Below are 12,733 nucleotides of genomic sequence, written 5' to 3' on the forward strand. Positions count from 1 at the left end.
CGGTGCGGCTGACCGGTCCCTGGGAGCTGGCGGGGAGGACTGCGCCCTCGCGGGCGCTGTTCGGGCCGCACGAGACCAACCTGGGGACCGGTCGCGGCATCGCCGGACGGCACGTCGCCTACTACGCGCGGCGGGCCGCCGGCGGCACGGGGGTGCTGGTCACCGAGGCCGCGTCGGTCCACCCGTCCGACCACCCCTACGAGCGGGCCCCGCTGGCCGCCGACTGCGCGGCCGGCTGGGCTGCGGTCGGCGACGCCTGCCGGCCGCACGGCACCGTGGTGCTGGCCGGGCTCACCCACACCGGTGGCCAGGGCTCGGCGTCCTGGACCCAGGCGCCGCCGTGGGGGCCCTCCCGGGTGCCCGACGTCGTCACCGGCCTGGTCCCCGTCCCGCTGGGGGACGCCGAGGTCGCGGCCCTCGTCGCCGGCTTCGCGGGTGCCGCGGCCACCGCCGTCGCGGCCGGGCTGGACGGCGTCGAGGTGGACGCCGGCCCGCGCGCGCTGCTGCGCCAGTTCCTCTCCCCGCTCACCAACACCCGGGACGACGGCTACGGCACCGACCGGGTCCGGCTGCTGCGCGAGGTGCTCGCCGCCGTCCGCGCCGCGCAGGGCCCGGACCGGGTGCTGGCGCTGCGGCTGTGCGTGGACGAGCAGGCGCCCTGGGCCGGGCTGACCCCGGAGGGCGCCGCCCCGCTGGTCGCCGAACTCGCGCCGCTGGTCGACCTGCTGACCCTGGTCCGCGGCAGCGCGCTGGACGGCGAGGCCTACCGGCCCACCGCGCACCGGTCGCCCGGGTTCCACGTGGAACTGCTGGCCGCCGCGGGTGGCACCCCGGTGGTCGCGCAGGGCTCGGTCGTCGACCCCGACTCGGCCGAGGAGCTGCTGGCCGCCGGGTACGCCGCGGTGGAGCTGACCCGCGCGCAGATCGCCGACGCCGGGTTCGTCGCCGCCGTCCGGGCGGGCCGGTCGCCGCGGCCGTGCCTGCTCTGCAACCAGGCCTGCCTGGTCCTCGACACCCGGAACCCCCCGGTCAGCTGCGTGGTCGACCCGCGCAGCGGCCACGAGACCACCGAGCCCGACGTCGAGGTGCCCGACGTGGAGGTGCCCGGTGCGGGCGGGCGGCCGGTGGTGGTGGCCGGTGCCGGGCCGGCCGGGCTGGAGGCGGCCCGGGTGCTCGCCCTGCGGGGCCACGACGTCGAGGTGGTGGCCCCGGCGGTCGGCGGGCTGCTGCCCGTGGTGGCGGCTGCCCCGGGACGGGATCGATTCCACGTCCTCGCGGCCTGGCTGGTGGCCGAGTGCACGCGGCTGGGGGTCCGGTTCACCGCGGGCACGGTGCAGGACGCCGACGTCGTCGCCACCGGCGGGCAGCCCGGCGCGGTCGTCGTCCCCGGGGCCGTGGCCGCCGCCGACGTGCTCGCCGGTGCGCCGCTGCCGGCCGGTCCGGTGCTGGTGCACGACCCGGTCGGCGGGCCGGTGGGGGTCGGGGTCGCCGAGCTGCTCGCCGCGGGTGGCCGCGAGGTCGTGCTCGCCACGCCGGACGACGTCGTGGGCAGCCGGCTCGGCCCGACCGGGGACCTGGTGGGTGCCAACCGCCGGCTGGCCCGGGCGGGCGTGCGCCGGATGACCGCCGTCCGGCTGGTCGCGTGGGACGGCACCGAGGCGGTCCTGCAACCCGTCCTCGCCGCCCCCTTCCCCGCCGCGGCAGGGGAGCCCCCACCCCACGCAGCGGCCCCGTCCGTGCAGGAGGGGATCCCCTGCCCCGGCGGGGTGCGCATCCCGTGCGCCGCGGTGGTGGACGCCGGTCACCGGCTGCCCGGTCGGACCCTGCCCGACACCGGCCGCGTGCGGTTCGCCGGCGACGTCGTGGCCCCCCGCACGGTGCTGGACGCCGTCCTGGAGGGGCGCCGGGCAGCACTGGCGGTCGTCCCGTGACCCCGGCGCTGGCCCACCTCCGGGTGGCCAAGCCCTGGTACCTGCGCGGCCCGGCGGCGTGGAAGCCCAGATCCGGGCGGCTCCAGGCCGCGGCCCTGCGGGGCCCTCTGCACACGTCACAGCCGTAGCGGGGGAACCACCGAGAGGAACCACTGATGGGCAAGCTCGAGGGCAAGGTCGCCTTCATCACCGGCGCGGCCCGCGGCCAGGGCCGCAGCCACGCCGTACGCCTGGCGCAGGAGGGCGCCGACATCATCGCCGTCGACCACCTGCAGGACATGGCCAGCGTCGGCTACCCGCAGGCCACCCAGGCCGACATGGACGAAACGGTCCGGCAGGTCGAGGCGCTGGACCGGCGGATCATCGCCAGCAAGGCCGACGTCCGCGACAGCGCGGCGCTGCAGGCCGCGGTGGACGACGGCGTCGCGCAGCTGGGCCGGTTGGACATCGTGCTGGCCAATGCCGGGATCGCCAGCTTCGCGCCGGTCGAGGACCTCACCGACGAGATGTGGGACGAGATGATCGGGGTGAACCTGACCGGGGTCTTCAAGACCGTGCGGGCGGCGATCCCGCACATCCGGGCCGGGGGTCGGGGCGGGGCGATCGTGCTGACCAGCTCCACGGCCGGCATCAAGGGCCTGGGCAACCTGGCGCACTACGTGGCGGCCAAGCACGGCGTCGTGGGGCTGATGAAGACCTTCGCCAACGAGTTCGCCCCGGACATGATCCGGGTCAACTCGGTGCACCCGACCTCGGTCAACACGGACATGATCCACAACGAGTTCACCTACGGGCTGTTCCGTCCGGACAAGCCGGCGTCGGAGGTCACCCGCGAGGAGGCCGGCGAGTCGTTCAAGACGCTGAACGCGCTCCCGATCGAGTGGGTCGAGCCGGTCGACATCTCCAACGCCATCCTCTTCCTGGTCAGCGACGACGCCCGCTACGTCACCGGGGTCCAGTTGCCCGTCGACGCCGGGTCGGTGCAGAAGTGACGGGCCGGGTCGAGGGGAAGGTCGCGTTCATCACCGGCGCGGCGCGCAACCAGGGCCGCAGCCACGCGCTGCGGCTGGCGCAGGAGGGCGCCGACATCATCGCCGTCGACGTCTGCGGGCCGATCGACTCGATCGGCATGTACCCGCCCGCGACCGAGGAGGACCTGGCGGAGACCGTGCGGCAGGTCGAGGCGCTGGACCGCCGGATCGTGGCCACCAAGGCCGACGTCCGCGACGTGGCGGCGATGAAGGCGGCCGTGGACGACGGGGTCGCGCAGCTGGGCCGGCTGGACATCGTGCTCGGCAACGCCGGGGTCTTCGAGATCCAGCCCGCGCTGGAGCTCTCCGACGAGGCCTGGCGGGAGATGATCGACATCAACCTGACCGGGGTCTGGAACACCTGCAAGGTGGCCCTGCCGCACCTCGTCGAGGGCGGTCGGGGCGGCGCGATCGTGCTGACCAGCTCGACGGCCGGGCTCAAGGGGACGCCGAACACGATCCACTACACGGCGGCCAAGCACGGCGTCGTCGGCGTCATGCGCACCCTGGCCAACGAGTTCGCGCCGCACTCGATCCGGGTCAACTCGGTCCACCCGACCGGCGTGGACACGGTGATGATCCAGAACGAGAAGACGTGGGGCCTGTTCACCCCCGACGACCCGGCGCCCAGCAGGGAGAAGGCGGCCGCGGTCTTCGAGTCCACGAACGCGCTGCCCGTCCCGTGGGTGGAGCCGGTGGACATCTCGAACGCGATCCTCTTCCTGGTCTCCGACGAGGCGCGGTACATCACCGGCGTGACCCTCCCGGTCGACGCCGGCTACACGGTCAAGTGACCTCCGGGCGGCGCGGGGGCGACCCCGCGCCGCCCCCTCACGACGGGACTCCCTTGGACGAGATCAACCGGACGACGTCGTCCGCGGTCGCCGACGTGCGGGCCGTGCGCGAGCGCGTCGCCACCCACCTGGTCGGCCGCGAGCGCGAGACCGACCTGCTGCTGGCCGCCGTCGCCGCCGGCCGCGACGTGCTCATCGAGGGCCCACCGGGGACGTCGAAGTCCACGCTGCTGCGGGCCATCACCGGCGAGTGGGGCATCCCGCTGCTGTTCGTCGAGGGCAACGCCGACCTGACCCCGACCCGGTTGGTGGGTCACCACAACCCCGCCCGGGTGCTGCGCGAGGACTACACCGCCGACAACTTCGTGCCCGGCCCCCTGGTCGAGGCCATGCGCACCGGTGGCTTCCTCTACGTCGAGGAGTTCAACCGGGCACCCGAGGACACCCTGAACACGCTGCTCACCGCGATGGCGGAACGCTCCGTCACGGTGCCGACGGTGGGCACGGTGCGGGCCGCGGACACCTTCCGCGTGGTGGCGAGCATGAACCCCTACGACGCGGTGGGCACGACTCGGATGCCGACGTCGGTGTCGGACCGGATGTGCCGGCTGGCGGTGGGCTACCAGGACGCCGAGGCCGAGCGCGGGATCGTCGGCCGACGCACCGGCATCGAGGCGCGCCGGCTCGTCGCCGACGCCGTGGCGCTGACCCGGGCGACGCGGGAGCGGGACGACGTCCGGCAGGGCAGCAGCGTGCGCGGGGCGATCGACGTCGCGCTGGTGGCGTCGCAGCTGGCCGCGATGCGCGGGGTCGCCGTCCCCGACACCGACGAGCTGCGCGGGTTGCCCGAGGACTACACGTCGGTGGTGTGGGACGCGATGGTGGTCGCGCTGAGCGGGCGGGTGCACCTGGACGAGATCGCCGAGCGGACCCCGGAGGGCCTGCTGCGCGAGATCTGGGAGGACCACTTCCTGCTGCAGCCGGCCGCCGCCGCGCCCGGTTGAAGGACGGTCGAGGCCGAGTCGCCGGTCACCCGGCGGGACCGGCCCGGGGCACCGCGGGGGATGCGGCCGCTGCGCCGGCGCCCCAAGCAGCTCACCGAGCAGCCCTCGACCTACGAGCCCTCGCGCGGGGGCGCCGGCCTCGCGCTGTCCTCGGGTGACCGGCGGCGGCAGCGCGCGAAGGCGGACGGTGGCGGTTCGACGCCGGGGACGACCGACGAACCGGCCGACCTGATCGCGCTGGCGGACCTGGCGACCCTGCCGGAGGCCGATGCAGTCACCCGGGCGCGGGCGCGGCAGATCGCCCGGCGGCTGGCCGTGCCGCGGCCGCCGCGCGACCGGCGGGCCCGGCGCGGGGTGGGGGAGCTGACCAGCGTGCGCTGGGCCGGCGGCTCCGACGAGCTCGACCTGGACCGCACCGTCGACGCCCTCGCCGGCAAGCCGTGGCCCGAGGACGACGACGTGGTGGTGCGGGAGCGGCTGCGCCGGCGGCGGTCGGTGGTGCTGGTCGTCGACGTGTCCGGGTCGATGAAGGGAGAACGGCTGCGGACGGCGGCCGCCACCGTGGGCGCGCTGGCCGGCGAGCTGGGCCGGGACGCACTGGGGGTGGTCGCGTTCTGGTCCGACGCCGCGGTGCTGGTGCCGCTCGGGGCGCCGGTCGAGCCGCTGGCCGTGCTGGACCTGCTGCTGCGGGTGCCGACGCAGGGCCTGACCAACGTCTCGTTCGCGCTGGAGACGGCGGGCCGGATGCTGGCCGGGGTGCCGCCGCGCGACGCCCGGGTGCTGCTGCTCAGCGACTGCGTGCACAACGCCGGCCCCGACCCCCGTCTGGTCGCCGGGCGGCTACCGCGGCTGGACGTCCTGCTGGACACCAGCGGTGAGCAGGACGTCGAGCTGGGCCGGGACCTCGCGCTGGTCGGCCGCGGCCGGGTGCGCCTGGTCAGCGACCACACCGACGCCGCCCGCGCGCTGACGGCGGTCTTCGCCGAGTAGACCTCCGAGGTCGCTGCCCCCGCCCCGCCGACCGGGGTCAGCGGTCGGGTCGGCTCTTCCACGCGGCCGCGAACGCGAACACGGCCAGGACGGCCGGCGCGACGACCTCGACGCTGAACACGGTCTCCCCTGTGTCGAACAGGTCCGTGCGGACACCGACGCGGTAGCCCTGCACCAGGGTGAGCAGGAGGAGGAGGCTGCCCAGCATGACCAGCGCGGCTCGGGCGTTCTTCACGGCATGCCCCTCCGGGCGGGAGCCGAGCGGCCGGCACCCGGGCGACTCGGGCCGCCACCGGTCAGCACGGGTCCGGCCCGATGTGCAGGCAGTACAGGGTGGCGGCCAGCCCGGCCCGTTCCTCCTGGCTGAGCCGGCCGTCCTCGAAACGGAGGACGACGTAGCCGGCCAGACGGCTGTCCCCGCCGAGCGCCGCCGCTGCGGCGGACGCCTCGTCCTGCCGGTCGAAGGCCATCAGCAGTGCGCCGTCGCTCCGCAGTGCCTGTGTGCACAGGACCGGCTCCCGGCAGACCGCCTCGGTCGCGTCGGCCGAGGGCCCGATGCGGTCGGCGAAGGCCTCCGCCACGGTCGCCAGCTCGACGTCCCGCCGACCGTCGTACGTGCCCACCCAGAGCGCGACGGAGGTGAGTGCGAGGACGGCCGTCGTGCACGCCAGGACGACGGTGGAGACGACCCAGCCTCTGCGCGAGTCTCCCATCACCGCATCATCCCGTTCGGCGCCCGGCGGGGTGGCCTCGACGCGCGACCGGCCGTCGGGCGGTCAGCGGTGGGACCTGCGTCGGCGCACACCACCGACCAGCGCCAGGACGCCCAGGACGACGGGTGGGACCAGCAGGACAGGGACGTCGGTGCCCAGCGCGCCCTCGGCCCCGCCGCTGGGGTTCGCGTCGGCCTCGTGCGCGCTCACGAGGACGCAGGCCACGCCCGATGCGGTGGCCTGGGCGGCCGACGTGGTCTCTGCCCCCCGTGCCAGGCCGGAATGGGGCACTGTTCACCCATGAGCGGGTGGTGGGTGGTCTGGGGTGTCGGTCTGGTTCTCCCGGTCGTCGCCGTCCTCTTCGAGATCCGATCCGGTCCATCCCGGCGGCGGAGGACGGGTTCCAGGGGAGAAGCCACGCCAACCGCGTACGCCCTGTCGATCCCCGCGCTCCTCTGCCTCCTGGTCTCGGCCCGCAACCTGAGCGTCTCCACGGGCGGTTACGGGCTGCTGAGCCTCGGTGGCGCACTCATCTCCCTGATCGCGGTGTACGCCGTCAACGGCTGGCACAACAGGAGGCTCCCGACGGCGCCGGTGGGGGGCGGGTCGTGAGTTCCGATGGCCGAGGGCAGGGGCGGTCGTCACGGGTTGGTCGGTCGTGCAGTGGCCGGTGACGCTGGTCGGGCAGATCAGTTCGTGCCGCGGAGGAACCCGCCGTGGTTCGCCGTCGTCGGTGCGGCCGCGGCGGGTAGCGCGGTGGCCGGGGGGATCTTCTACCTGCTGATGACGGTCTGGTTCCGCTCGAGCGCCGACGCGGGGTGGGACTGGACCCGCGCGCTGGGACCGACGATCGGCCTCGTCGTCGTCTGGTTCGTGATCGGACTGCTCACCGGGCGCAGGTCATCGGGCAAGACGGGGCCCAGCGGGCCACGTTGACCGGTCGGCAGCGGTCAGGACCCAGCCGGCGCCGAGCACGGGCGCATGCGGCTGCTCGTCGCCAGGGCGTCGTCGAGGGTCACCCGGTGAGCCAACCGCAGGAGGAGGAACGACGGGGACGACGCTCAGCCGCCCAGTGCCCGGCGCACCGCCTCGAGGGCCGGCGTCGGGTCGCCGTCGTCGAACAGGAGGTCGTGGCCCTGCTGCAGGTCGCCGTCCTCGTCGACGAACCAGTCGTAGCGGTCGTCCACGCCCCAGGTGGTGTAGGCGACGCAGGTGGGGGAGCGCAGGCAGGTGGTCAGCACGGCGACGTACTGCTCCGCCTGGGCGTCGGTACCCTCGGCGTCGGTCACGTCGTTCTCGGAGATGCGGACCTGCAGCCCCGCCGCCCCGAACGTGTCCAGCGTGTCGGTGAGGTCCTCGACGGAGATGGCGTCGGTCCCCAGGTCGTAGACGTGGGCCTGGAGGCCGACGCCGGCGATGTGGCCGCCGAGCTCGTTGGTCCGGAGCGCCAGGTCGAGCAGGGCGTCCTGACGGGGGCCCGGCACGTCGGCCCCGTTCTCGTTGATGAACTGCGCGACGTCGGGGTCGGCGTCGTGCACGGCCCGGGACACCACCACCGGGTAGTCGGGCCCGAAGGTCCGGTACCAGACGTTCTGCTGGAGGTCGGTCCCCTGGTCGACGTCGAACGGCTCGTTGACGACGTCGAGGGAGGCGAGCCGACCCCGGAAGTGCGTCACCACGGTGGTCACGTAGTCCAGCAGTGCGTCGGCGCTGGCGCGACGGTCCTCGGCCGAACCGGTGGGCAGGTCCTGCATCCAGCCGGGCATGGCCTCGGTGAAGGCGATGGTGTGCCCGTGCACCGCCATGCCCCGGCTCTCCGCCACGTCGAGCAACGCGTCGGCCTCCTCGAAGGTGTAGACGCCGGGCAGGGGCGAGAGGGACTGCGGCTTCATCGCGTTCTCGGGCGTGATGGCACCGAACTCGCCGATCAGCTGCCGGGCGTAGTCGGCGTCCGCGGAGAGTGGACCCAGCGCGGCCGCCGCACCGACCCGGACGTCGGGGCGGGTGCGGGCGACGAGCGCCTGCAACCCGTCCGCCGACGGCTCGGCCTGCTCGAACGCGGGGCCCGCCGTGCTGAGGGCTGCCCCGTCCGGCGCGGTGGCGGTGAGCGACCCGACCCGGAACGAGCCGTCGTCGCTGGACAGCCCCAGCCACAGCTCTCCCGAGTCGAACACCCCGCCGAGGGGCGCCGAGACCACGGCGTCCCCGCCGCTGAGGACCTCGAGGGTGTCCCCCGACCGGCGCACGGAGAGCACCGCCGTCGGGTCCGGGAGCGTCACGTGCTCGTCGTGCACGGGTCGGGGGTCGGTCACGTCCTGCTGGGGTGACCCGTCGAGGACGGCCACCTCGAGGTCGTCGCCGTCGAGGGTGAGCCGCAGGCCGGCCGGTTCGATCCGGAACTCGTCCGCGACGACCGGGGGGCGGTCGTGGACGGCCCACGTGGCATCGGCGGTGACGTCGGTGAGCCGCGCGCTGAGGGTGAAGTCGCCGTCGACCAGCAGGTGCGTGCCGGCGAGGTCGAGCGGCGGGTTCGGCTGGCGCGCCCCGCCGTCCCGGTCGGCGATGCTCAGTGCGGTCGCCGTCACCAGCAGTCCGTCCCCGTCGGGCGTCACCCCGGGCACGTGCTGCCAGCCGCCCTGCAGCAGGTCGAGGACCTCGCCGTCCGGCGCGGGGGCGGCGGGGGAGCACGCCGCGAGGGCGAGCACGAGGCCGGTGGCCGGCGCCAGCAGCGCGCGGGGTCCTGCAGCGCCGCGCACGCCGGGAGCCTAGGGGTTGGGGGAGAGGCACCGGGTGCGCCAGGCTGGTGCCGTGACCCAGGGCTCGTTCTTCCCGCCGGTACCCGCGGCCGATCGCGACCTGGACGACGTGGACGCCGCCGCCGAGGTCGGGCCGACGTGGTACCGGCCGTCGGAGCTCGAGCTACCCGGAGCAGTGGCCTGGGTCGTCGTCATCGGGTCGTCCCCCACGACGGTGGTCTCGCTGGAGAACTGGCGGGTGAGCAGCAACGGCGTCACGCTCACGCTCGCCATCCGGGCGGTCGAGCGCGGTCGCCGGGAGCGGAAGGCCCTGTGGCAGGCCCTGGGCGTGCACCACGGACGCGGTGAGCTGGCGATGCTGCTCCCACCGGGCGGGCTGCGGTTCGGGTTCGGGTTCGCCGACGGCCGGACGGTGACGAGCCTGGACGAGAGCGGCTGGACGACCATGCCCGAGGACGTCGGGCCCGCCGAGCACCTGCCCGACCGGCCCTGCCTGGAGGGGCTGGGCCGCTCGACGACGGGCGCCGCGACCTGGCAGCGGGACGTCTGGCTCTGGCCGCTCCCACCCCCGGGGACGTTGACCGCGGTCTGCTCCTGGCCCGACCGCGACATCCCGGAGACAACGACGGAGCTGGACGCCGACGAGGTGCTGATGGCCAGCAGGCGGGCCCGGGCCGCCTTCGGCGACGCGTGACCGACCCGTGGGGCCTGCTCGAGGTCGCCGTCCGCCCGGTCGTCCCCGCGGGGACGTCTGCGGATCAGCGGACGGTCGAGGGCAGCAGGTCGGCGACGGACAGCAGGGCGAAGAACGCGAGCAGCAGGACGATCGTGGTCATCGGGACCTCCAGGTGTCGATGACCCGACGGTGCCCCCGCTCCCTGCACGCGGCCGGTGGCGTAGCTGTGCGCATCCGGTGAGGTCACCGCACGCCGTCGGTGGAACCGCAGCAGGGCGACCAGCAGCACGGAACCCACCAGGACGAGCTGCAGGGCCGGTGCCGCGTCGGGCAGGACCGACACGATGCCGGCGCCGGCCGCGGCCCCGATGACCAGACCCGCGATTACCTGGATGCTCGGCAGCACCTCGCGGGGCGGCCGGCGGGTGCTCAGCCGGACCACGATCGCGGTGAGCGTCCCGGTCAGGAACGTCGTCGACAGGCCGGACACCCCGAACCGCTGCACCGTGCTGCTCTGCACCCCCAGCGCCACGGCGGTGGTCGCCAGCAGCACCAGCGCGGCGGTGGCACCCCGGTCGGCGCCGCTCATCCACCAGCCGGTTGCGTAGGCCACCAGCAGCGCGCCCTCCACGGCCAGCGCCCGCGTCACCCGGGCCGGCCACACGCCGTCCCCGGGCTGCGGCGTCCCGGCCAGCACCGTGCCCAGCGCGACGCCGAGGCAGAACGCGAGGACCGCCGTCCCCGAGGAGAGGGCCAGCGCGCCGTCCGCGGTGGTGGACGCCGTCCCCAGCAGCACCAGGTTGCCGGTCATCACGCTGGTGAACGCCCCGCCCAGGGCAAGCAGCCCGATCGCGTCGGTCCCCCCGCTCAGGGCGGCGAGCGCCACGACCAGGACCTGCCGGGTGCGCAGGTCGCCGGACGTCGGTTCGTCGGTCACCCCCGCATCGTCGTCCGCGCCGGGACGGGCCAGGATGCGGGCATGCCTGCCTCCTTCCCCTCCCCGGCCGACGGACTGGCCATCGCCACCTACACCTGGGACGACGTCCCCGGCACCCCGGTCGGCGTCGTCCAGCTGGTGCACGGCCTGGCCGAGCACGGCCCCCGGTACGACCGCTTCGCAAGGGCGCTGGTCGCCGCCGGGTTCCTGGTCGCGGCGGCCGACAACCGCGGGCACGGCGCGTCGGTGTCCGACGAGGTGCCGCTGGGCAGCTTCGGCGCCGCCGGCGTCGACGGGTTCGTGGCCGACATCGGCGCGCACGCCCGCCTGCTCGCCGAGCAGCACCCCGACCTGCCGCTGTTCGCCTTCGCCCACTCGCTGGGCTCGATGGGCATGCAGCTGGCCCTGCTGGACGAACCGGTCCGCTACGCCGGTGTCGTGCTCAGCGGCTCCACCACCCTCGACGGCCTCGGCGAGGTCCTCGCCGGGCTGCCCGCCGACCAGCCGGGCCTGGCCGCGTTCAACGCCGGCTTCGAGCCGCGCACCGGCTTCGAGTGGCTCAGCCGCGACGCCGCCGAGGTCGACGCCTACGTCGCCGATCCGCTCTGCGGCTTCCCCACCGAGGACGCCATCATCGGCGGCGTCCTGGGCCAGGCCGGGCGCGCGGCCGACCCGTCGTCGGTCCGGGCGGACCTGCCGCTGCTGCTGGTCTCTGGTGACCGAGACCCGGTGGGTGGCCGCGGCGGGATCAACGTCACCGCGCTCGGCGACCGCTACCGCGCCGCCGGCCTCACCGACGTGACCGTGTCCCTCTACCCCGAGGCCCGGCACGAGCTGGTCAACGAGACCGTCCGGGACGCCGTCACCGCCGACGTCGTCGGCTGGCTGCGCGCCCACCTGCCGGGCTGATCACCCGGCCAGCTGGTCCAGCACCACGCGCGCCGCGGCCGGGCCGGCGTTGAGGAACCACGCCTCGTCGTCGACCCGGACCGCGGTGCCGTCGGCGACGGCCGGCAGCCCGGTCCACAGCGGGCTGGCCAGCGCGGTCGCGTCCTCCGCGCCGGCCTGCACGCCGTAGAACAGCCGGTCCCCGGCGGCCCGCTGCAGCTCCTCGTCGGAGAGGTCCCGCGAGGTCTCGGTGAACTGCTGGTCGGCCGGCCGCGCGACGTCCCCGGCGGCCAGGATGCTGCCGACGAACGAGCCGGTGCCCCAGATCCGGGTCCGGTCGCCGCTGACCCGCACCACCGACACCGTCCCGCCGTCGAACCCGGCACCCACCTGCGCGGCGTCGTCCAGCAGGCCCTGCAGCAGGTCCTGCGCCTGGTCGGTGCGGCCCAGCGCGGCGGCGACCAGCAACAGGTCCTGCTGCCAGTTGACCCCGGTGCCTTCGGTGACCACGGTCGGGGCGATCCCGGCCAGCGCGGAGCCGATCGACTCCGCGCCGACCGTGTTGACCAGCACCAGGTCCGGCTGCAGCGCGGCGACCGCCTCCAGGTCGGGCTCCAGGCGCAGCCCGACCGAGGAGATCGAGGTCAGGTCGGCGTCGGGGAAGGCGTCGGCCAGGTAGGCCGGGACCAGGTCCGCCCCGCTGGCCTGGGTCGCACCCACCGGGGTCACCCCGAGCGACAGCACCCCGTCCAGCTGACCGGTGCTGATGACGACCACCCGCTGCGGCTGGGCCGGGATCGTCGTCGTCCCGGCGAAGTGCACGACGTCGCGCGGGAAGTCCCCGTCGGCGGCGGTCGAGCCGAAGCCCTCGGGCAGCTCCTGCGGGGCGACCCCGGAGACGGGTGCGGCCGAGGTGGCAGCACCCGACGGGGCGTCGGACGAGCAGGCGGTCAGGAACAGGGCCAGCAGGACGGCGACGGCGCGGAGCACGCTCGGACAGTAAGGGCAGCCTT

At 75.1% G+C, this 12,733-nt stretch carries 14 protein-coding genes; 8 read left to right on the forward strand and 6 right to left on the reverse strand.

The window, feature by feature from the left end:
• Positions 1-2: 2 nt before the first annotated feature.
• From BLT39_RS04730 to BLT39_RS04750, 5 genes are all read left to right on the forward strand, one after another.
• On the forward strand, positions 3-1,931 hold the full coding sequence (locus tag BLT39_RS04730) for a mycofactocin system FadH/OYE family oxidoreductase 1 (RefSeq protein WP_207507618.1): 1,929 nt from the start codon (positions 3-5) through the stop codon (positions 1,929-1,931).
• Between the two features lie 155 nt (positions 1,932-2,086).
• A complete protein-coding gene (locus BLT39_RS04735; RefSeq protein WP_091059736.1) occupies positions 2,087-2,923 on the forward strand; it encodes a mycofactocin-coupled SDR family oxidoreductase in 837 nt (278 codons plus the stop codon).
• Positions 2,920-3,756 carry a mycofactocin-coupled SDR family oxidoreductase gene (locus BLT39_RS04740; RefSeq protein WP_091059739.1) on the forward strand — a complete coding sequence of 279 codons (837 nt, stop codon included), beginning with the start codon at positions 2,920-2,922 and terminating at the stop codon, positions 3,754-3,756. Before BLT39_RS04735 ends, BLT39_RS04740 begins: the two co-directional genes overlap by 4 nt.
• 53 nt (positions 3,757-3,809) lie before the next feature.
• Positions 3,810-4,760: an AAA family ATPase gene (locus tag BLT39_RS04745; protein WP_242658166.1), complete on the forward strand. Its 951-nt coding sequence runs from the start codon at positions 3,810-3,812 to the stop codon at positions 4,758-4,760.
• Positions 4,761-4,820: 60 nt separating this feature from the next.
• On the forward strand, positions 4,821-5,750 hold the full coding sequence (locus BLT39_RS04750; RefSeq protein ID WP_207507620.1) for a vWA domain-containing protein: 930 nt from the start codon (positions 4,821-4,823) through the stop codon (positions 5,748-5,750).
• Between the two features lie 37 nt (positions 5,751-5,787).
• Here BLT39_RS04750 and BLT39_RS04755 read toward each other — a convergent pair whose 3' ends face one another.
• The 3 genes from BLT39_RS04755 to BLT39_RS22255 all read right to left on the reverse strand — a co-directional run bounded on the left by BLT39_RS04755 (position 5,788) and on the right by BLT39_RS22255 (position 6,673).
• Positions 5,788-5,985, reverse strand: coding sequence for a DUF1109 family protein (locus tag BLT39_RS04755; RefSeq protein WP_091059741.1), 198 nt, complete (start codon positions 5,983-5,985; stop codon positions 5,788-5,790).
• A gap of 61 nt (positions 5,986-6,046) precedes the next feature.
• The gene (locus tag BLT39_RS04760; protein ID WP_091059744.1) at positions 6,047-6,463 is read right to left on the reverse strand and encodes a hypothetical protein; all 417 of its coding nucleotides are present in this window, start codon (positions 6,461-6,463) and stop codon (positions 6,047-6,049) included.
• Positions 6,464-6,526: 63 nt separating this feature from the next.
• Positions 6,527-6,673 carry a hypothetical protein gene (locus BLT39_RS22255; RefSeq protein ID WP_165640153.1) on the reverse strand — a complete coding sequence of 49 codons (147 nt, stop codon included), beginning with the start codon at positions 6,671-6,673 and terminating at the stop codon, positions 6,527-6,529.
• Positions 6,674-7,081: 408 nt separating this feature from the next.
• Between BLT39_RS22255 and BLT39_RS04770 the strand changes: the two genes are divergently transcribed.
• Positions 7,082-7,399: a hypothetical protein gene (locus BLT39_RS04770; RefSeq protein WP_131801408.1), complete on the forward strand. Its 318-nt coding sequence runs from the start codon at positions 7,082-7,084 to the stop codon at positions 7,397-7,399.
• 125 nt (positions 7,400-7,524) lie between these two features.
• Here the strand turns inward: BLT39_RS04770 and BLT39_RS04775 are convergent, their stop codons facing one another.
• Positions 7,525-9,219, reverse strand: coding sequence for an endo-1,4-beta-xylanase (locus tag BLT39_RS04775; protein WP_091059753.1), 1,695 nt, complete (start codon positions 9,217-9,219; stop codon positions 7,525-7,527).
• A 52-nt stretch (positions 9,220-9,271) separates the two neighbouring features.
• On the opposite strand from BLT39_RS04775, the gene BLT39_RS04780 reads away from it, so the two are divergent.
• Positions 9,272-9,913, forward strand: a complete 642-nt coding sequence (locus BLT39_RS04780; protein ID WP_091059756.1) for a hypothetical protein — start codon at positions 9,272-9,274, stop codon at positions 9,911-9,913.
• Between the two features lie 64 nt (positions 9,914-9,977).
• Here the strand turns inward: BLT39_RS04780 and BLT39_RS04785 are convergent, their stop codons facing one another.
• Positions 9,978-10,832: a YoaK family protein gene (locus tag BLT39_RS04785; RefSeq protein ID WP_165640154.1), complete on the reverse strand. Its 855-nt coding sequence runs from the start codon at positions 10,830-10,832 to the stop codon at positions 9,978-9,980.
• Positions 10,833-10,874: 42 nt separating this feature from the next.
• Here BLT39_RS04785 and BLT39_RS04790 point away from each other — a divergent pair, with 42 nt between their 5' ends.
• A complete protein-coding gene (locus BLT39_RS04790) occupies positions 10,875-11,741 on the forward strand; it encodes an alpha/beta fold hydrolase (protein WP_091059760.1) in 867 nt (288 codons plus the stop codon).
• Here BLT39_RS04790 and BLT39_RS04795 read toward each other — a convergent pair whose 3' ends face one another.
• On the reverse strand, positions 11,742-12,710 hold the full coding sequence (locus BLT39_RS04795; protein WP_207507621.1) for an ABC transporter substrate-binding protein: 969 nt from the start codon (positions 12,708-12,710) through the stop codon (positions 11,742-11,744).
• Positions 12,711-12,733 lie beyond the last annotated feature (23 nt).

It is taken from the genome of Klenkia brasiliensis, assembly GCF_900100695.1.
Taxonomy (GTDB): Bacteria; Actinomycetota; Actinomycetes; order Mycobacteriales; family Geodermatophilaceae; genus Klenkia; species Klenkia brasiliensis.